Here is an 18,100-nt window from a genome sequence, read left to right as displayed (position 1 = left end):
CGGGCGTACGGGGGTCGAAAGCCCGCTCGGTCGACCGACGTCCTACCCCCGCCTTTCTGGGGACATGCCGGAGCATATTCACGACGGGCGGTGAAATGCGTGCGATCCGGTGTGGTGTGTGTGATTCGGTCCCGGGTGGAGCGATCCGGAGAAGTGCGGTGTACCCCCTTCGGGCTGCGAAGGAACGGGGGAGGTCCGGGTTGCGGCCATGCATCAACCATTTCCGGAAAGAAGTGGTGAGTGCGGGTTTTCGTCCCTGTGGATCCGCCATGTATTCGGCGTACATCCCCGGAGGCGGCGCATCCTCATCCTCTTTGTCTGAGTGAATTGTTTTGAACCGTTGATCGGGTATAGGAGGACACGGCGGGCACAGCCGGAATGCGCGTGCGGGCGCAGAGTGAGGGGAATGTCCGACGGTAGGGTCGGAGTCGGATTCGGCCGGAGGGGGTGCGCGGTGGCGCGGTCGGTGCGGCGGTGGGCGCTGGACGTGCTCGTCTTCCTGTTCGTGTTCGCCTGGGCGCCGCTCATGGTGCTGGTCGCGGCGGCCGAGGAGGTCCCGCGCCAGGTCCCCCCGGCCCTCGTCACCCTCGACCAGCTCGCGTGGCTGGTCTCCCTGGGGGCGGTGTGGCTGCGCCGCCGGTGGCCGGTGGGGGTGGCCGTGGTGCTGGTCGCGCTGAGCACCTTCTCCGAGTTCGCCGGCGGCGCGATGCTGGTGGCCCTGTACGGGGCGGCGCTGCGGCGCCCGCCCCGGACCGCCCTGGCGATCGGCGGCGCGGCGTCGGCCGCGGCCCTGGTCTTCGGGGTGCTGCGCCCCGACCCCGCCCTGCCCTACGCCTTCAACCTGCTGTTCAGCCTGGTGGCCGGCGGCGGGACGTCGTTCGCGGTGCTGGGCTGGGGCATGTACGCCCGGACCCGCCGCAGCCTGGTGGACTCGCTGCGCGAGCGCGCGGTGCGGGCCGAGGGGGAGGCGCGGGCCCAGGCCGAGCGGGTGCGGCTGGCCGAGCGGGAGGCGGTGCTGCTGGCCGACCGGGCGCGGCTGGCCGAGCGCGAGCGCATCACCCGGGAGATGCACGACGTCCTGGGGCACCGCCTGTCCCTGCTGAGCGTGCACGCCGGGGCGCTGGAGTACCGTCGCGACGCCCCGCCCGAGGAGGTCGCCCGCGCGTCCGGGGTGATCCGGGAGAGCGCGCACCGGGCCTTGGAGGACCTGCGCGAGGTGATCGGCATGCTGCGGTCCGACGGCCCGGACGGCGGTGCGGGCGGTGCGGGCGGCGCGCCCGGCCTGGAGGAGGCCGGGCCGGGGGAGTGCCCGCAGCCCGGGCTGGAGGCGGTCGGCGGCCTGGTGGAGGAGTCCCGCCAGGCGGGCATGGACGTGGCCCTGGAGGAGGAGGTCGGCGCCCCCGGTGAGGCGCCGGGGGCGGTGGGGCGCAGCGCCTACCGGATCGTGCAGGAGTGCCTGACCAACGCGCGCAAGCATGCTCCGGGCGCGCGGGTCGCGGTGCGGGTGTCCGGCGGGCCGGGCGCCGGGCTGGAGGTGGAGGTGGTCTCCGGGCCGCCGGGGGAGGCCGGGGGAGGCTCCGCGCCCCCTGCCGGCGCCGGGTCGGGCAGCGGCCTGGTCGGACTGGCCGAGCGGGCGGAGCTGTCCGGGGGGCGCCTGGAGCACGGGCGCCGCGCCGACGGCGGGTTCGGGGTGCGGGCCTGGCTACCCTGGGCGGCATGGTGAGCACCCCGCAGGACACCGGGCAGGGCGGCGACTCCGCCCACGGGCCGCGCACCCGGGTGCTGCTGGCCGACGACGATCCGATGGTCCGCTCCGGGCTGGCGCTGATGCTCGGCGGGGCGCCCGACATCGAGGTGGCCGGCGAGGCCGGGGACGGCGACGAGGCCTGTGCACAGGTCCGGCGGCTGCGCCCGGACGTGGTCCTGATGGACATCCGGATGCCCGGAACCGACGGCCTGGCGGCGACCGAGGCGCTGCGCGCCGCGCCGGACGCGCCCGAGGTGCTCATCCTGACCACGTTCGACACCGACGAGCACGTGCTGCGGGCGCTGCGCGCGGGCGCGGCCGGCTTCCTGCTCAAGGACACCCGCCCCGAGGAGATCGTCGGGGCGCTGCGGCGCCTGCGCGCCGGTGAGCCGGTGCTCTCCCCTGCGGTCGCCCGGCGCCTGATCGCGCACGTGGCCGGCGGCGGGGACGAGGCCCTGCGGCGGCGCGACCGGGCGCGCGGGCGGCTGGCCCTGCTCAGCGACCGGGAGCGCGAGGTGGCCTCGGCGATCGGCCGGGGCGCCTCCAATGCCGAGATCGCCGAAGCGTTGTTCATGAGCCTGCCCACCGTCAAGACCCACGTTTCCCGGATCCTCGCCAAGCTCGATCTGAACAACCGTGTGCAGATCGCGCTGCTCGCCAATGACGCCGAGCAGCCCTCCTGAGGCGACGGCGCTGAATCCGCAGGTGGTCGACCCTTCCGCGGATATCCTGTCCGAAAGTGGACAATTGTGAAAAGTCGGGATGAGGCCGGGGCCTATAAGGTGTCCGAAGGCGGCCACCGCCCCCGTGGCGGCGGAGAGCGGGCCGCTGCCGTTCACCGCCGAAAGGAAGAGAACACAGCAGTGATCCGGGTGATCCTGGCCGAAGACATGCACATGGTCCGGGGAGCGCTGGTGTCCCTCCTCGGCCTTGAGGACGATATCGAGGTGGTGGCGGAACTGGTCTCGGGGGACGAGATCCTCCCGGCCGTTCTGCGGCACCGGCCCGACGTCGCGATCATCGACATCGACCTGCCGGGCAAGGACGGGCTCACCGCCGCGACCGAGATCCGGGACAAGGCGCCCGACACGCGCACCCTCATCCTCACCAGTCTGGGCAAGCCGGGGACGATGCGGCGCGCCCTGGAGGCCAAGGTCGGCGGCTTCCTGCTCAAGGACGCCCCGCCCAAGGAGCTCGCCGACGCCGTGCGCGGGGTGAACTCCGGGCGCCGGGTCGTCGACGGGGAGCTGGCGCTGGCCGCCTTCGAGACCGAGGAGTGCCCGCTGACCCCCCGCGAGCTGGACGTGCTCCGGCTGGCCGCGGACGGGATCGACGTCACCGACATCGCCGGGCGGCTCTTCCTGACCGCCGGGACGGTGCGCAACTACCTGACATCGGCGACCACCAAGCTCAACGCCCGCAACCGGGTGGACGCCATCCGCATCGCCGGGGAGGCCGGCTGGATCTGACCGGTCGGCCGCCGGCCCTCACCCGGCGCCGACGTCGCCGGTGGGGATCTCGGCGATGCCGTCCAGCCGCAGCGCCCGGGCCGAGGTCTCGCCGTCCCCGGTGACCAGGACCGAGGCGGCCAGGCGCATGTCCTGGGCGGCCTGGCGCAGCCGCTCCTGCAGCGCGCCGGTCAGCAGCAGCGCGGTGGCGTAGGGGCTGGCCTCGACCGACCGCGGGATGGCCGGCATCCGGGCCGCGATGGTGATCAGCACCGCCGGGGCCGGACCGCCGCCGCCGGCCACCCGGGCGCAGTCCAGCAGCGCCCGTACGTCCTGCTCGTCGGAGTTGACCAGCCACAGATCGTGCCCCCGCGGGGAGTAGCGGTAGATGCCGCGCTCCACGTCGCGGCTCCGGTTGACGGTGACGTAGAAGTCCAGCGAGCGCTCCGTCCCCAGCACCGCCGGGACCGCGTCCAGCACGCCGGGCGCGCCCTGGTCCAGGGCCCGGGAGAGCAGCGTGCCCAGGTCGACGGCGCGCAGCGGGCGGCCCGGCCCCGGGGGCGCCGAGCCGCCCGCCGGCGCCGCCGCACCGGGGAGGGGGACCCGCCGGGGCGGCGGCCGGTGCCCGCGGGTGGCCCGGGCGGCCGCGGCCAGCGACCGGCCGTCGCGCCCGGGGCGGCGCCGGGAGTGGAACAGCAGGTCGTGCGGGGACCAGGGGGCCAGCCGGGCATCGGTGTCCTCCAGCAGGACCGGGCGGCCCCCCTCGGACCCGCGCCGGCCCCGCACCGCCACGCCGGCGGCGGTGAGGTGGGCGAGCACCTCCCACAGCACCGGGGGCGGCACGTCGTCCAGCGCCTCGGCCAGCTCCTCGGGCCCCACCGGTGCGGCCAGCGCCCCGATCACCCGCAGCGCCTCGGGCCGGTGCAGCACCACGCGGTGCAGCGCCAGCGGGGACTCGGCCAGCATCCGGGTGCCCGAGGTGCGCACCACCGCGTACCGGGACACCCGCACCACCAGCCCCGGCGCGGGCTCGGTCGGCAGCGGCGGGGCGAACCGGGCCCGCGGCGCGACCGGCTCCACGGACAGCACCGGCCCGCCCAGCTTGCCGTCGGACAGCGAGTGGACCACGCACCCGTCCAGCTCGTGCAGCACGCGCCGGAGCTCCCCCCGCTCCCGGTCCCGCTCGGGGCCCTCCGGGGGGAGCACGTTGTCCGGGCAGACCGGGCCCAGCGACATCCGGTCCAGCAGCGTCCGCACGGCGGGTCCGGGTTCGGCGACGCGGACGTCCCCCCACTGCGAGGCGACGGTCAGCGAACCGTCGCCGCCCTGTTCGACCAGGGCGCCGTCGATGAGGGAGAGCAGTCGCTGGGGGTGTGCCCCGCCGCCGTGCTGGAACATCTGCCGTCCAAGGGTCACAGGAATATGGGGACCGGGTTCAGCTCCTCGTACGGCGTCGGCGCGGTGAGCCTGCCCAGCTCCACGGGGACGTCGAAGAGGCGGCCCGGGGCGAACCGGGACCAGAAGCCGCGCAGGCCGGGCACGATGACCTTGGCCACCGGGAGCCCGATGTCCGGCCGGGTCTGGTCGAGCACCAGCGTCTCCAGGCCCGCCGCGGCGAACCGGTCGCGCAGGGTGCGCACGTCGGCGGCGAGGTCGCCGCCGGCGGCCCCGGTGTAGTCGGCGGGCCGCAGCGGGCGCCGCTGCGGGTCGGGCAGCAGGTAGGGGGCGCCGTCGGTGCCGGGCCCGGCGAGCCAGCGGGCCGCGTCGGGGTCGTCCGAGCCCCGGACCCCCTCCGCGCACGGGATCATCTGGCAGGCCTCGGCCACCGCCCGGCGCAGTGCGGTGCGGGCGTCCAGGTGGGCGCCGAAGCCGAACATCACGTTCTGCGGCCCCGGGCCGGTGTTACGGTACACGGCGGCCATCGCGGGCACGCCCAGGTCGGAGGTGACGTCCAGGACCCACAGCCGCCGCCCGGCGCCGGCGAACGCCTCGCGCATCCGGTCCACCCACGGGTCGGCGAAGGCGTCCAGGTCCACGCCCGGCTGCCGGGTGCGGTTGTACCACCACAGCGCCACCGCGTCCCGCTCCACCAGTTCCAGGGCGCCCTGCAGGACCGCGTCCTCCAGGCTGGTCCCGGCCGCGTTGCCGTTGGAGTCGGCCACCACCGGGGCCCAGCCCGGCTCGTGCGGCGCGCCGAAGTAGAGCAGGGCGGTGGGCAGCAGGCGCGTGCGCTCGCCGGTCAGCGACCACACCGGGGTCCAGTCCAGGGGGGAGTGGTCGTCGAACGGGTCGCACACGTGCTGGAAGGGGCCGTGCTCGGCGTTCCAGCGCTCCCGGCCGGGGTACTGCCGGGGGTCGTAGAGCATGCACGCGTCCGGGTGCACGGCCCGGTCGGCCAGCTCGGCGTAGCTGCCGCGGACCACCTCCTCGTCGCCGTGGTAGGCGCCGCTGTGCCGCTCCAGGGCCTCGCACAGCGCGCTGACCCGGGCGTGCAGGTCGGTGGTGCCCTTGCCGCCGTTCTCCGCCCGGGTGACCATGCGCATCTGCTCCAGGTCGGTCCAGGCGGCGGCGATGTTGGGGCCGCTGCGGTAGATGTGCGCCCCGGGCGGCGCGGAGGGGTCGGCGCGCAGCTCCTTGACCAGGCCGGTGACCGGGCTGACCAGGTGGCCGAAGTCCGCCAGCACGTCCTCGGCGGCGCGCGAGCGGTGCCCGGTGGCGCCATCGGCCGTCTTGGGGCGGGGGTGCAGCTCCACGGGGCGCCGTGTCCGGGCGCGCACCATGCCGGGGTCGCCGCAGTAGGCGCACTGCGGGCGGGCGCGCAGCTCGTGGTGGCGGGTCTGCAGAGTGAGGCTGTCCAGGGTCCACACCGCGCGCTGGTTCCCGTCGCGGTGGCCCGCCGTCCACTTGGCCGCCTCCAGGGCGATGATCCCCAGTGCCGCTGAGGAGAGCGCGGGGACGGTGGGCGAGGGGCACGCGACGGGACCGGTCAGGCGCAGGTCGCGCTGGGCGCGCAGCTCCGCCTGGCGGTGGAAGCGCAGCCGGTGGGCGAGGCAGTGCCAGCAGGCGCCGCCCTGGCCCGGGGTGAAGAAGGGGCCGATCCACACCCGGGCCCCGGTGGGGCGGGCGAGCAGCCAGGGGCGGCCCCGGGCCCGGTGCGCGGCGTCGATCTCGTCCAGGCCGGCGTCCAGGTAGTCGCCGCAGAGCACCACCGACAGGGCGGAGCCGTCGGCCGGTGCGTAGCCGGTGCCGGGGCGGTGCGCGACCGCGTCGGCGGTACGCAGCCCGGTGCCGGCCAGGGCGCGCAGCGCCGCGGTGGCGTCGGCGCCGCCGACGGAGACCGGCTGGACGGGGGCGGCGTCGGTGGCGCGGGCGACCGCGGCCGGCACCAGCCCCGCGGCCTCCCAGTAGGCGGCCTGGGCGGGCGGCTGCGGCGCGGTCGGGGCGACCAGGCCGGCCTCGCGCAGACGGCCGACGATCCGGTCGACGGCGTCGGGGGGCAGGCCTGCGGGCGCGCTCCGCCGGAGCGCGCCGAGGTCGCGGGTGCCGTCCAGGAGCGGGGCGAGCGCCTCGATCCCGGCGCCGCGCAGGGTGGTCACGCCGGTCTCGGAGAACAGGTAGACGCCCTCGCCGGGGACGGTCTCGGCGCGCAGCCCGGCCCGGAAGCCCAGCGGCTCCGGGGCCGCGCCCCGGTCGAGGGGTTCCCGGCTTCCGCGGTCTTCGCGCCGGTCGCTGTCGGGTACGGCCGGGCGCATCTCAGACCGCCCTTTCGGCAGCGGCGGCAGTGGCGGCAGCGGCGGCAGAGGCGGCGCGGTCCAACGGCGTCGGTGTCGTCTCGGCGGTCGGTGCGGGGGTCATCCGGGGGGCCTCCTGCGTCCGGGGCGGAGCGTCCTGGGGTGCGTCGGTAGGGGTCCTTCGTTCAGGTCGAGCGGGCCGACTCATTGTGGCCCTCCTCAAGGCCGCACCTGCAGTGCGTTCGTCATGCAGGTGCATGTGAATTCCTCATGGCGCCGGGCGGAGGCGCGGCCGTCGATTCGGTCTCCGGGGGCGCCCACCGCCGCCGCGGGCAGGTGTCAGGGAGCCGAGCAGGCCGGTCGGCCCGGCGAGGGCCGCCATGAGCGCCGCGCCCATGGAGCCGGCCGTGCCGGGGTGAAGGTGACAAACTCCGGGCCGCCCGGCGGACGGGCGGCCCGGGGTCTGCTGCTCTGGTGGCCGGACCCGCCGCGACCGGTCAGGGCGGGCCCGTTCGGGTCGTGCAGGGCTCCGGGGACCGTGCCGGCCGGTACGGCCCCGGACGAGGTCCGCCCAGCGCAGGACATAGGGGGTTCTGCGCTGGGCGGTTCAGCGGAGGCGCCGGGTACCGGCGTTCACACCGACGCGGAGGCGGGGGCCGGTGCCCGCTCCGGGGCGGGGGCAGGGGTGCGGCGCGGTGCCGGCAGGCCGCAGCGGCAGCCGGTGGCGCCGGCGACGACCTCGGAGGGGAGGGTCCAGCTGTCGAAGACGTCGATCTGCAGCTCGGCCTCGGCGGGGGACTGGGGGGAAAGGGCGGTGGGGGACATTGCCGTCTCCTTTTCGATCCGGTTTGTGGTGATCCGAACAGGAGACATTCTCTACAGAAGGGGCTAGTCGGACATAGTGCGCATCTCACGGCCGGACGCATGGGTTTGTCATGTCGCACCCGTGAACCGCGGCCACCCGCCCCTGAGCAGGGCCTGCGCAGGCCTGCGGGCACGGGCGCGGACGGTGGTCCGCCCGCGCCCGCCCGGCGGTCCTCTCAGCCCGGGGCCCGGTCCCGGGGGACCAGCTCCAGCAGCATGAACCGCGCGGTGTGCCCTTCGCCGTAGGTGGTCGTCCTGCTCCGGAGCTCCTCCACGCGCAGGTCCGCCTCCTCGGCCAGGGCCTCGAGGCGGTCCCGGTCACCGTTGGTGTTGAAGCCCAGGAACAGCCGGCCCCGCTCGGTCAGGCGTTCCCGCCCCTGGGCGAGGTAGGCCCGGTGGGAGGCGTACTCCCGGTCGAAGATCGACCACTCGATGTCGCTGGTGTAGGTGAAGGTCGCCGGGGCGGGGATGGCGCTGGAGTTCCAGAAGACGACGTCGAAGCGCTCGTCGGGGTCGAGGGCGTCGAACATGTCGCTGCGCACGCTGCGGACCCGGTCGGCCACGCCGTGCCGGGCCGCGTTGACCGCGGCGTTGCGGACCGCGGCGGCGCTGATGTCGGCGGCGGTCACCCGGGCGCACCCGCGCAGGGCGGCGTACACCGCGGTCACCCCGGAGCCGCAGCCCATCTCCAGCATCGAGCCGCCCTCGGGCAGGGGCAGCCATTCGGTGTAGGACGCGGTCGAGTGCGAGTGGAACGGGGCGAACACCCCGGGCAGCAGATCCCAGCGGAGCCCGAGGAGGTCGAATTCCTTCGGGCCGTCCGCCTCGCCCTCGGCGCGGTGCCGCTCGGTCTCGGTCAGGCCGATCTGAAGGTCGGCGTTGTCACCCACTGTGGTGTCCTCTCATCCGGAACGGCCACGATCGTGTCCGGTTCCGGCCGCCGGGGCCAGGGGCGGCGTTCCCACTGTGTCACGTATGCGCGACCGGTCGTCGCCGACCGGACGCGCTCCGTGTGCGGCGGGGGAGGTGACAAGCCGGACCCGCGGCGGGGGTCGGCACGGCCGCCGTCTGCCAATCTCGGCGAGGTACTGGAGTCCAGGAGGAAGGACGGTGATCGACATGCCCGACGGCGGTACGGACGTGCTGCCCCCGGAGGCTGTCGGTGAGCGCTACGACGACCTGGGATGGCTGTACGACCTCATTCTCGGCGGAAACCTGCACATCGGCTGGTTCGACGACGAGGCGCCCGGCATCTCGCCCTCGGACCGGATGACCGACGTGCTCATCGGCCGCACCCCCGTCGCGGGCGGGGACGCGGTGCTCGACCTGGGGTGCGGCACCGGGCGCCCGGCGGTGCGCCTGGCCGAGGCCACCGGCTGCTCGGTGACCGGCGTCACCGTCAGCGCCGACCAGGTGCGGTCCGCCCGCGTCCGTGCCGAGGCGGCGGGGCTGGAGGACCGCGTCCGGTTCGAGGTCGCCGACGCCTACGGACTGCCCTTCCCCGACGCCTCCTTCGACGCCGTGTGGGCCGTGGAGACCTTCATGTACCTGGGGGACCGGGAGGCGGCCATGAGCGAGGTGCGCCGGGTGCTCCGGCCCGGCGGGACCCTGGTCCTCGCCGACTATGTGGAGCGGGAGGGCGCGGAGTTCTCCGACGACGAGCGCCGGACCCTCATGGAGGGCTACACCGTGACGTCCTTCCCCCGCTCCGTCGAGTACGCGATGCTGATGGCCGGCGCCGGGCTGCGGATGGAGGAGTGCGTCGACGCCACCTCCCACCTGCGGCGGTTCGACGCGTCCGTGCGGCGGGTGATCTCCGACAACCTGGGCACCGTGGGCCGGCGCGCCGGCGACGGGTTCGCCCGGGAGTTCGCCGTGCTGAACGAGCGGCTCGGCGTCGTGCGGCGACACCACCTGGGCTACCTCGTGTGCCGCGCCCGGGGATGACCGCGCCGTGCCGCGCGCCCGTCCGCCGCGCTCCGGTCCGGGACCTGACAATCGGGGGCCGCGGGCATGGCGGTGCGGGACACGGCACGGCAACCTCCACAGTGGCCGGGTTCTCCGGCGCGTGCCGATTCGGTGCGTTCAGGCTCACCATCCGCAAGGAGAGACGCGATGACCTCCACATCCGGACCGGCAGGGGCCACGGCGGCCGAGTGCCGCATCTGCGGCGGAGCGGTCGAGGAGTTCCTCGACCTGGGCCGCCAGCCGCTGTCCGACGCCTTCCCCGAGCCGGGTGACACGGACGGGGAGTTCTTCTACCGGCTCGCCGTCGGCGCCTGCGGGTCCTGCTCGATGGTCCAGCTGATGGAGGAGGTGCCCCGGGAGCGGATGTTCAACGGGGACTACCCCTACTTCTCCCAGGGGTCGGCGGTGATGCGCGAGCACTTCGCGGCCACCGCCCGGCGCTTCCTGGAGACCGAGGCGACCTCCGCCGACCCCTTCATCGTGGAGATCGGCTCCAACGACGGCATCATGCTCGGCACCGTCCGCGACGCGGGCGTGCGCCACCTGGGCTTCGAGCCCTCGGCGAGCGTGGCGGAGGTGGCCCGAAAGGCCGGCGTCCAGGTCCTCGGGGCGTTCTTCGAGGCGGCCACCGCGCGGTCGGTGCGCGCCGAGCACGGCCCGGCCGACGTCATCTTCGCCGCCAACACCCTGTGCCACATCCCCTACATGGACTCCATCCTCGAAGGGGTGGACGCGCTGCTCGGCCCCGACGGCGTCTTCGTCTTCGAGGACCCCTACCTGGGCGACATCGTCGCCAAGACCTCTTTCGACCAGATCTACGACGAGCACTTCTACCTGTTCTCGGCCTCCTCGGTCCGGGAGATGGCCCGGCGCTACGGGCTGGAGCTGGTCGATGTCGAGCGGCTGCCCGTGCACGGCGGCGAGGTCCGCTACACGCTGGCCCGCGCCGGGGCGCGCACCCCCGCGCCGGCGGTGGCGGCCCTGATCGCCGAGGAGGAGGCGTCCGGCCTCCACGCCCCGCAGACCCTGCGGGCCTTCGCCGACGCGGTCCGGCGCATCCGCGGCGAGCTGTCGGCGCTCCTGGTCCGGCTCAAGGAGGAGGGCAAGACGGTCGCCGCCTACGGCGCCACGGCCAAGAGCGCGACCGTCGCCAACTTCTGCGGGATCGGCCCCGAGCTGGTCTCCCGCGTCTACGACAGCACCCCGGCCAAGCAGGGGCGGCTGACCCCCGGCTCGCACATCCCCGTGGTGCCCGCCGACCGCTTCGCCGACGAGTACCCCGACTACGCGCTCCTGTTCGCCTGGAACCACGCCGAGGAGATCATGGCCAAGGAGTCGGCCTTCCGGGAGGCCGGCGGAACGTGGATCCGCTACGTCCCGAACGTGCACACGGTGTGAGCGTCCCGGGCGCGCCTCGGCGCGCCCGCCGGTGCGACGGCGGAGGGGCGGGGCCCGCGGGCCCCGCCCCTCCGCCGTCGCACCGGCGGACGGCGTCAGTCGGCGGCCAGGCGCTCCAGGTCGCCGACCACCTCGGCGGGCGGGGGCATCGCGGCGATCTCCGCCGCCAGCTTCCCGGCGCTCTCGGCGTAGCCGGGATCGGCCAGCACGGTGCGGCACGCGTCCACGATGTCGTCGGCCGACTGCCGCCCCTTGGGCAGGTCGATCACCGAGCCCATGCGGACCTGGGGCTCCATCTCGCCGACCGAGGGGATCTCCCGGACGATCACCTGCGGTACCCCCGCGGCCATCGCGGTCATGTTGGTGCCGGTGCCGCCGTGGTGGACCACCAGGTCGCAGGTGGGGGTCACGACGTCCAGCGGGATCCAGCCCGCGTGCGGCCCCGAGCCGTCCGGGCCGCGCAGTTCGGCGGCCACCTCGTCGGGCACCGCGACCACCACCTCCACGCCCAGCGCCCCGAGGCGCTCGGCGAGCAGGCGCAGCCCGGCGACCTCGATGGTGTGCAGCGTGCCCGCGCTGCTGACCCGGCTGCCCGAGGTCAGCAGCACCCGCTGCGCGGCGCCCTTGGTGTACATCCACGGCTCCAGCGGCCGGTACTGGTTGCCCGGGATCCACCGGATCGGCCGCCCGGCGGGCGCGTCGGGGCGCCGCAGGCTCGGCGGGGCCACGTCCAGGCGGATGTCGGGCTCGGGGACCGCGTCCGCGCCCAGCTCGGCCAGGGCCGGGCGCAGCACCTCCAGCGCCGCCTCGTCGTAGACCCGCGAGTCCAGCAGGCCCCACGGCTGCTGCACCGTGGGCAGCCCCAGCTCGCGCGCGAGCAGGGCGGCGGAGTAGAAGATGCCGCCGCCCACCACCACGTCGGGCCGCCACTGCTCGGCGAGCCGCAGCAGCGGCTCCCGGGTCTGCAGGGCGAGCTCGGCGTACCAGCGGCCGACGTAGCGCATCTGCTCGGCGGGGTCGTCCGGCTGGTCGGTGGACAGGGCCTGCCGGTCCCGCGGCGAGACCGAGACCGGGGGCAGGGCCGCCATCGCGATCGTCGGCACCACCATCTCCGGTCCGGCCATGATCACCCGGTGGCCGGCGTCCAGGGCGGCTCGGGCCAGCGGGGCCTGGGGGAACACGGCCCCCTTGCTGCCGCCGGTGAGGAACATTGCGCGCATCGGTATCTCCTCGGTCGAAGGGGAGCGGAGGAAGGGAGCGGCCCCCCGACGCAGGGCGCGCCGGCGGCCCACCGGGCACCGGCGCGCGTCCCGCGTACGGCGGGGCGGAGAAAGCGGGGAGAAGGGGCAGAGGGCTCAGAGGGCTCAGAGGGCTCAGAGGGAGGCGAGGACCTCGCGGACGGCGGCGATCACCTTGTCCTGGACGCCGGCGGGCAGCGAGGGGTACATCGGCAGCGAGAAGATCTCCTTGGCCAGTGCCTCGGTCACCGGCAGGTCGCCCTCCCCGTAGCCGAGGTGGGCGAAGCCGGTCATGGTGTGCACCGGCCACGGGTAGCTGATGTTGAGGTTGATGTCGTAGCCCTTGAGGGCCTCGATGATCCGGTCCCGCTCCGGGTGGCGCACCACGTACACGTAGTAGACGTGGTCGTTGCCCGGGGCCGTCGCCGGGAGCCGCAGAGCGGTGTCGCCCAGCCCCTCCTCGTAGCGGCGGGCCACCGCGCGGCGCCCCTCGATGTAGCGGTCGAGCCGGGTGAGCTTGCCCCGCAGGATCTCGGCGTGCACCTCGTCGAGGCGGCTGTTGTGGGCGGGGGTCTCCAGTGTGTAGTAGACGTCCTCCATCCCGTAGAAGCGCAGGCGCCGCAGCCTCTGGTCGGTCTCGGCGCTGCCGGTGACGGTCGCACCGCCGTCGCCGTAGGCGCCCAGCACCTTGGTGGGGTAGAAGGAGAAGGCGGCCGCGTCGCCCATGGTCCCGGCGAGCCGGCCGTGCCGGCGGGCCCCGTGGGCCTGGGCGCAGTCCTCCAGGACCGCCAGGCCGTGCTCGTCGGCCAGGCGCCGCAGCGGCTCCATGTCCACGCACTGCCCGTACAGGTGCACCGGCAGCAGCGCCTTGGTGCGCGGGGTGATCGCCGCGGCGACCTTGCCGGTGTCCATGAGGAAGTCCTCCTCGCGGACGTCCACGAACACCGGCTTCGCGCCGATCTGGTCGATCGCGACCACGGTGGGGGCGGCCGTGTTGGACACGGTGATCACCTCGTCGCCGGGGCCGACCCCCAGCGCCCGCAGGCCGAGCACGATGGCGTTGGTGCCGTTGTCGACCCCGACGCAGTGGGGCAGCCCGTGGTAGCCGGCGAACTCGTTCTCGAAGGAGCGCACGCTCTCCCCCAGGACGAGCTGGCCGGAGGCGAAGACCTTGTCCACCGCGCGGAGGATCTCCTCGCGCTCCTGCTCGTACTCTTCCAGGTAGTTCCAGACCCGTGTGGGCATTCCTTCGCCTTCCTTCCGTGGTGCGTACGCCGCGCGGAGCCGGGCCCGCTCGGGCCGGCCCCGGCGGAGGGGGTGCTGCGGCGGGGGACGGTCCGCTCAGACCGGCTCCGGCGCCTCGGCCCATGGGGAGCTCTGGTCCCCGGTGAGGGCGGAGGCGCGCGAGTCCGGGGCCCCGGGGCCCCGGAAGGGCGGGGAGAGCGCCGCCCCGATGGCGAATTCGGACGGCCGCGTGGCGTCGAAGGACGAGGCGACGCTCATCACGTACCGCCCGTAGCCCGAATTGGACTGCCGCTCACCGAGCCGCAGGCAGCTCTCCGCGTCGATGAAGCCCATCCGCAGGGCGATCTCCTCCAGGCAGGCGACGCTCACCCCCTGGCGCTGTTCGAGGATCTGCACGAACTCCCCGGCCTGCACCAGCGAATCGTGCGTCCCGGTGTCCAGCCAGGCGAAGCCGCGGCCCAGGTCGACCAGTCGGGCGCGCCCCTGGCGCAGGTACGCGAGGTTGACGTCGGTGATCTCGAGTTCGCCGCGGGCCGAGGGCTCCAGGTCCCGGGCGATGTCGACGACCTGGTGGTCGTAGAAGTACAGGCCGGTGATCGCCCGGTTGGACCGGGGGTTGGCGGGTTTCTCCTCCAGGGAGACCAGGCGGCCCTGCTCGTCGGCCTCGCCGACCCCGTACCGCTCGGGGTCGGAGACGGGGTAGCCGAAGAGCGTGCACCCGTCCAGGGTGTGCACGGTGTGCTGGAGGAGCGCCGAGAGGCCGGGCCCGTGGAAGATGTTGTCGCCCAGGACCAGCGCCACCGAGTCCGACCCCACGTGGTCGGCGCCGATGCGGAAGGCGTCGGCCAGTCCGCGCGGCCGGTCCTGCTCGGCGTAGTCCAGCGCCAGCCCCAGGTCCGATCCGTCGCCGAGCAGGCGCCGGAAGCCGGGGAGGTCGTCGGGGGTGGAGATCACCAGGATCTCCCTGATCCCGCTCAGCATCAGCACCGAGAGCGGGTAGTAGATCATCGGCTTGTTGTAGACCGGGAGCAGTTGTTTGGAGACCCCTTTGGTGACGGGGTACAGCCGTGTTCCGCTGCCCCCCGCGAGGATTATCCCTTTCACAAGAACCACCTTCGTGTGACGGCCGGGGCCGACGGTCCGCGGCGGTGCTCCACGCCGCCGGCGGCGCTCCGGCGCCGCGGGCCGGGGGCGGCCGGGGGCGCCTCAGGCGCCCGCCGGCGCCCGGGTCCCGGACATGAGGACGGCGAGGATGTTGGCGGGCCCGTTCTCGGTGGTCAGGTGCCGCTTGCGGACGTTCCAGGTCGCGGCGGCAGTGAGGAACCAGGCGACCTCGCTCACCCATGCCGCGGTCAGGTCGTCGCGGAAGACGCCCTCCTTCTGCCCGCGCTGGATGAGCCCCGTGACGCGGACACCGATCCGGATGAAGGCGTCATCGAGCTCGCCGGGGCCGTGCAGGGTGTTCTCCCCGTACAGGAAGGCCAGGAAGGGGGCGAACCTCCAGGACTCCTCGACCAGCCGGCGCAGTGCCTCGTCCGCCGGTCCCTCGTCGATGCGCGCGGAGTCGAGGGCGGCCTCCATGAGATCGGTCCCCCTCTTGCCCAGCGCGTAGACGAGGGAGAACCGGTCGGGGAAATGGGCGCGCAGTTCCTCGTGCGTGATTCCGATCGCGCGGGCGACTTCGTCGGGGGCGGCCTGGACGTTCTCGGAGATGACGTCGGCGGATGCCTGCAGAATCTGTTCGCGGTCCATGGGAGACGATGATGTCCGGCTCCGGCCAGGGGCTCCAGGGACGGAACACCGCTTGTGTCATGTCCCCGCCGCCGGTCCCCGCCCCTCCAGGGCGGACACGCGCGTGCGGCCCGGCCCCCGGCGGGTGCGCCGGGGGCCGGGCCGCAGTGGCACCGCAGGTCAGTTCCGGGCCGTGATCCCGTCGAGCAGGAGGGCGGCGATGCTCGGCGGACCGTCCTGGGCCTCGATGAACGAATCGGTCACGCACCAGGCCGTGACCGCGAGCAGGGCCCAGAAGGACTCGCTCATCCAGGCGGCGGGCACGTCGGAGCGGAAGACCCCTTCCTGCCGTCCCCGCTCGAACAGGTCCACCGTGGCGGCCTCGATGGCGGCGAAACCGGTGTCCAGCTCCGGATCGCCGTGCAGCTGGTTCTCCCCGTACATGAACGCCCGCAGGGAGGCGCGGTCCCAGGTGGCCTCGACGAGGCGCTGCAGGGCGGCGTCGGCCGGCCCCTCCTCCAGCCGGGCCGCACGGATCCGCTGCTGCACCTCGGAGATCCCGAAGGTGCACACGGCCCTGCGCAGGGAGCGGTCGTCGGGGAAGTGCTCCCGGAGCACCGATGGAGCGACGCCGATGCCCGCGGCGACGTCGTCGGGGGAGGAGTTGACGTTGAAGACGATGTGTTCGGCTACCGTCCGGGTGATTTCCGCGCGTTCCATGGTGTGCATCCTTAAACCGGAACCCGCCCGCCTCCACGGGCGGGCGGCGAGTGTGTCAGTTCGTGTTCTCCGCCCGGGCGGCGCGGTCCTCGTCGCCGACCTTGAGGAAGAGCAGGGTGGCGACGGTGAGGAGCACCGCGACGGCCGCGCTGATGTAGCCCACCGCGGACAGTCCGGAGGCGAACGCCGTCCGTGCGGCCTCCATCAGGGCCGCGGCCGTCTCGGCGGGCAGCCCCTCGGCCGCCGAGGCGGCGCCGGCGAGGCTGTCCGCGGCGGCCGCGGCGGCCTGCTCGGTCAGCCCGTCGGGGACGGTGAAGCCGGACCGGTAGACCGCGGTGCCGACCGCCCCCAGGGTGGCCACGCCCAGGGCCAGGCCCAGCTCCGAGCAGGTCTCGGTGAGCGAGGCGGCCGAACCGCTCTTCTCCTTCGGCGCCGCGGCGATGACCATGGTGGTCACCAGCGTCATCAGCGGGCCGCTGCCCAGCATCACCACGATCGCGGCCGCCATCCCGAACAGGGATCCCGAGTCGGGCTGGACCTGGGAGACCACCAGGTAGCCGGCGGCGCTCACCAGCAGTCCGCCGGCCAGGGTGGGCCGGGGGCCGAAGCGGTTCGCCAGCGCCGGGGTGAGCAGCAGGGAGACCACGCCGGCGACGGCGTGCGGAAGCATCCGCATCCCCGCCTCCAGCGGCGACAGGCCTTGGGCGACCTGCAGGTACTGGGCGATCAGCAGGAGGAACGCGCCCTGGGTGAGGGCACCGACGAGCAGCACCGCCAGGCCGACGCTGAAGGCGCGGAACCGGAACAGCCCCAGGTCCAGGAGCGGCGCCTCCAGCGTCCGCTGGCGCCGCAGGAAGACCCATCCGAAGAACGCCCCCGCGGCCAGGGCGGCCACCGCGGGCAGGCCCCAGCCGTTCTTGGCCGCCTCCTTGAAGGCGAAGACGAACGGCAGGATCGCCAGCAGGGAGAGTGCGACGCTGGGCAGGTCGAAGCGTCCGGGGGACGGCGCCCGGTACTCGGGCAGCACGAACGGGCCCACGGCCAGCAGCAGCGCCATGACGGGCACGGCCATGAGGAAGACCGAGCCCCACCAGAACCACTCCAGCAGGGCGCCCCCGACGAGCGGGCCGATCGCGGTGCCGCCCATGAAGCACGCGGTCCACACGGCGATCGCGAAGGCCCGCTGCTTCTCGTCGTGGAACATGTTGCGGATCAGGGAAAGCGTGGAGGGCATGAGCGTGGCGCCGGCGATGCCCAGCAGCGCGCGCGAGGCGATCAGCAGCTCGGGCGTGGGGGAGTAGGCCGCGATCACCGAGGCCGCGGCGAAGGCCGCGCCCCCGACCATCAGCAGCCGCCGGCGCCCGATGCGGTCGCCGACGGTGCCCATGGTGATGAGGAAGCCGGCGATCAGGAACCCGTAGATGTCCAGGATCCACAGCTGCTGGGTGCTCGTGGTCCCCAGGTCGGCGGACAGGTGCGGCAGCGCCAGGTGGAGCGCGGTCATGTCCAGGGCGAGGATGGTCACGGGAAGGGCGAGGAGCGCGAGCCCGAGCCATTCCCGGGGGCCGGCTCTGAGGGAGGTCGTCGGATCGTTCAGGGCTGACATTTCACCTTCCGTTCGTCGTGCGGTCTGCTGCTGTCATCGGATTTCGGTCGGCCGGCCCCGCGGCGCCCGGACGGCCGAGAGCATTCCGGTCACGAGGCGGCGGCGGGAAGTGACGGCGGTCGTGCAGGCGCCGCGAATTTCCTATCGGTCCTATCGGAGGGTCTCCGTCCGCCGCCGCCGGCCGGGGGCGGCGTATGGGAAATCCATTGGTCGAATGTGAGGATTCCATGTCGGAATCCGTGGCTCCTGTACTCCTCGGTGCCGGCCCAGGGGGCGAACGATCGCGGTGTGAAGCGGGCGCCGCCCGGCAGGGCAGCGGTTCCCCGCGCACATCGTGCTCCGCGGGGGCGGCGCCCGGTAGTGCGGCGGGCACCGATGGGCCTGTGAATTCCTCACGGCCCCCT

The 18,100-nt window shown here is 74.2% G+C and carries 15 protein-coding genes; 5 read left to right on the top strand and 10 right to left on the bottom strand.

The features are described from left to right. Positions 1-406 precede the first annotated feature (406 nt). From C892_RS0105055 to C892_RS0105045, 3 genes are all read left to right on the top strand, one after another. A complete protein-coding gene (locus tag C892_RS0105055; RefSeq protein WP_204366441.1) occupies positions 407-1,723 on the top strand; it encodes a sensor histidine kinase in 1,317 nt (438 codons plus the stop codon). After that, a complete protein-coding gene (locus tag C892_RS0105050; protein WP_017541266.1) occupies positions 1,717-2,430 on the top strand; it encodes a response regulator transcription factor in 714 nt (237 codons plus the stop codon). The genes C892_RS0105055 and C892_RS0105050 overlap by 7 nt, the downstream gene beginning before the upstream one ends. 180 nt (positions 2,431-2,610) lie before the next feature. Next, on the top strand, positions 2,611-3,216 hold the full coding sequence (locus tag C892_RS0105045) for a response regulator transcription factor (RefSeq protein WP_017541267.1): 606 nt from the start codon (positions 2,611-2,613) through the stop codon (positions 3,214-3,216). Positions 3,217-3,234: 18 nt separating this feature from the next. On the opposite strand, the gene C892_RS0105040 is transcribed toward C892_RS0105045, so the two are convergent. The 4 genes from C892_RS0105040 to C892_RS0105025 all read right to left on the bottom strand — a co-directional run bounded on the left by C892_RS0105040 (position 3,235) and on the right by C892_RS0105025 (position 8,680). Then, on the bottom strand, positions 3,235-4,611 hold the full coding sequence (locus tag C892_RS0105040) for a nitroreductase family protein (protein WP_239647260.1): 1,377 nt from the start codon (positions 4,609-4,611) through the stop codon (positions 3,235-3,237). Next, positions 4,608-6,947 carry a TOMM precursor leader peptide-binding protein gene (locus tag C892_RS0105035; protein WP_017556336.1) on the bottom strand — a complete coding sequence of 780 codons (2,340 nt, stop codon included), beginning with the start codon at positions 6,945-6,947 and terminating at the stop codon, positions 4,608-4,610. Before C892_RS0105035 ends, C892_RS0105040 begins: the two co-directional genes overlap by 4 nt. A 612-nt stretch (positions 6,948-7,559) precedes the next feature. Beyond that, complete coding sequence (locus tag C892_RS0105030; RefSeq protein WP_017556335.1) at positions 7,560-7,751, bottom strand: hypothetical protein; 192 nt, start codon at positions 7,749-7,751, stop codon at positions 7,560-7,562. 215 nt (positions 7,752-7,966) lie between these two features. Further along, on the bottom strand, positions 7,967-8,680 hold the full coding sequence (locus C892_RS0105025) for an SAM-dependent methyltransferase (protein ID WP_017556334.1): 714 nt from the start codon (positions 8,678-8,680) through the stop codon (positions 7,967-7,969). A 229-nt stretch (positions 8,681-8,909) separates the two neighbouring features. Between C892_RS0105025 and C892_RS0105020 the strand changes: the two genes are divergently transcribed. Further along, entirely contained in the window at positions 8,910-9,737 is an 828-nt protein-coding gene (locus tag C892_RS0105020) for a class I SAM-dependent methyltransferase (protein WP_040685301.1), read from the top strand. Positions 9,738-9,905: 168 nt separating this feature from the next. Further along, positions 9,906-11,156, top strand: coding sequence for a class I SAM-dependent methyltransferase (locus tag C892_RS0105015; RefSeq protein ID WP_017556332.1), 1,251 nt, complete (start codon positions 9,906-9,908; stop codon positions 11,154-11,156). Positions 11,157-11,251: 95 nt separating this feature from the next. Here C892_RS0105015 and C892_RS0105010 read toward each other — a convergent pair whose 3' ends face one another. The 6 genes from C892_RS0105010 to C892_RS0104985 all read right to left on the bottom strand — a co-directional run bounded on the left by C892_RS0105010 (position 11,252) and on the right by C892_RS0104985 (position 17,696). Beyond that, positions 11,252-12,376 (bottom strand): nucleotide disphospho-sugar-binding domain-containing protein, encoded by a 1,125-nt coding sequence (locus C892_RS0105010; protein WP_026124138.1) that lies wholly within the window; start codon positions 12,374-12,376, stop codon positions 11,252-11,254. 153 nt (positions 12,377-12,529) lie between these two features. Further along, positions 12,530-13,639 (bottom strand): DegT/DnrJ/EryC1/StrS family aminotransferase, encoded by a 1,110-nt coding sequence (locus C892_RS0105005; protein WP_017556330.1) that lies wholly within the window; start codon positions 13,637-13,639, stop codon positions 12,530-12,532. A 96-nt stretch (positions 13,640-13,735) separates the two neighbouring features. Beyond that, positions 13,736-14,743, bottom strand: a complete 1,008-nt coding sequence (rfbA, locus tag C892_RS28595; protein WP_083934316.1) for a glucose-1-phosphate thymidylyltransferase RfbA — start codon at positions 14,741-14,743, stop codon at positions 13,736-13,738. Positions 14,744-14,845: 102 nt separating this feature from the next. Beyond that, positions 14,846-15,391: a TetR/AcrR family transcriptional regulator gene (locus C892_RS0104995; RefSeq protein WP_017556328.1), complete on the bottom strand. Its 546-nt coding sequence runs from the start codon at positions 15,389-15,391 to the stop codon at positions 14,846-14,848. Positions 15,392-15,550: 159 nt separating this feature from the next. After that, entirely contained in the window at positions 15,551-16,090 is a 540-nt protein-coding gene (locus tag C892_RS28590; RefSeq protein ID WP_017556327.1) for a TetR/AcrR family transcriptional regulator, read from the bottom strand. Between the two features lie 55 nt (positions 16,091-16,145). Then, the gene (locus C892_RS0104985; protein ID WP_017556326.1) at positions 16,146-17,696 is read right to left on the bottom strand and encodes an MFS transporter; all 1,551 of its coding nucleotides are present in this window, start codon (positions 17,694-17,696) and stop codon (positions 16,146-16,148) included. Positions 17,697-18,100 lie beyond the last annotated feature (404 nt).

Source organism: Nocardiopsis baichengensis YIM 90130 (assembly GCF_000341205.1).
Taxonomy (GTDB): domain Bacteria; phylum Actinomycetota; class Actinomycetes; order Streptosporangiales; family Streptosporangiaceae; genus Nocardiopsis_A; species Nocardiopsis_A halophila.
Note: the sequence above shows the minus strand (reverse complement) of the source record. Positions and strands in the feature narration are given on the sequence as shown.

Bases quoted from the DNA above. Each gene is read 5' to 3' on its own strand.
- C892_RS0105055 (WP_204366441.1), top strand. From the start codon at position 407: ATGTCCGACGGTAGGGTCGGAGTCGGATTCGGCCGGAGGGGGTGCGCG.
- C892_RS0105050 (WP_017541266.1), top strand. From the start codon at position 1,717: ATGGTGAGCACCCCGCAGGACACCGGGCAGGGCGGCGACTCCGCCCAC.
- C892_RS0105035 (WP_017556336.1), bottom strand. From the start codon at position 6,947: ATGCGCCCGGCCGTACCCGACAGCGACCGGCGCGAAGACCGCGGAAGC.
- C892_RS0105030 (WP_017556335.1), bottom strand. From the start codon at position 7,751: ATGTCCCCCACCGCCCTTTCCCCCCAGTCCCCCGCCGAGGCCGAGCTG.
- C892_RS0105020 (WP_040685301.1), top strand. From the start codon at position 8,910: ATGCCCGACGGCGGTACGGACGTGCTGCCCCCGGAGGCTGTCGGTGAG.
- C892_RS0105015 (WP_017556332.1), top strand. From the start codon at position 9,906: ATGACCTCCACATCCGGACCGGCAGGGGCCACGGCGGCCGAGTGCCGC.
- C892_RS0105010 (WP_026124138.1), bottom strand. From the start codon at position 12,376: ATGCGCGCAATGTTCCTCACCGGCGGCAGCAAGGGGGCCGTGTTCCCC.
- C892_RS0105005 (WP_017556330.1), bottom strand. From the start codon at position 13,639: ATGCCCACACGGGTCTGGAACTACCTGGAAGAGTACGAGCAGGAGCGC.
- C892_RS0104995 (WP_017556328.1), bottom strand. From the start codon at position 15,391: ATGGACCGCGAACAGATTCTGCAGGCATCCGCCGACGTCATCTCCGAG.
- C892_RS28590 (WP_017556327.1), bottom strand. From the start codon at position 16,090: ATGGAACGCGCGGAAATCACCCGGACGGTAGCCGAACACATCGTCTTC.
- C892_RS0104985 (WP_017556326.1), bottom strand. From the start codon at position 17,696: ATGTCAGCCCTGAACGATCCGACGACCTCCCTCAGAGCCGGCCCCCGG.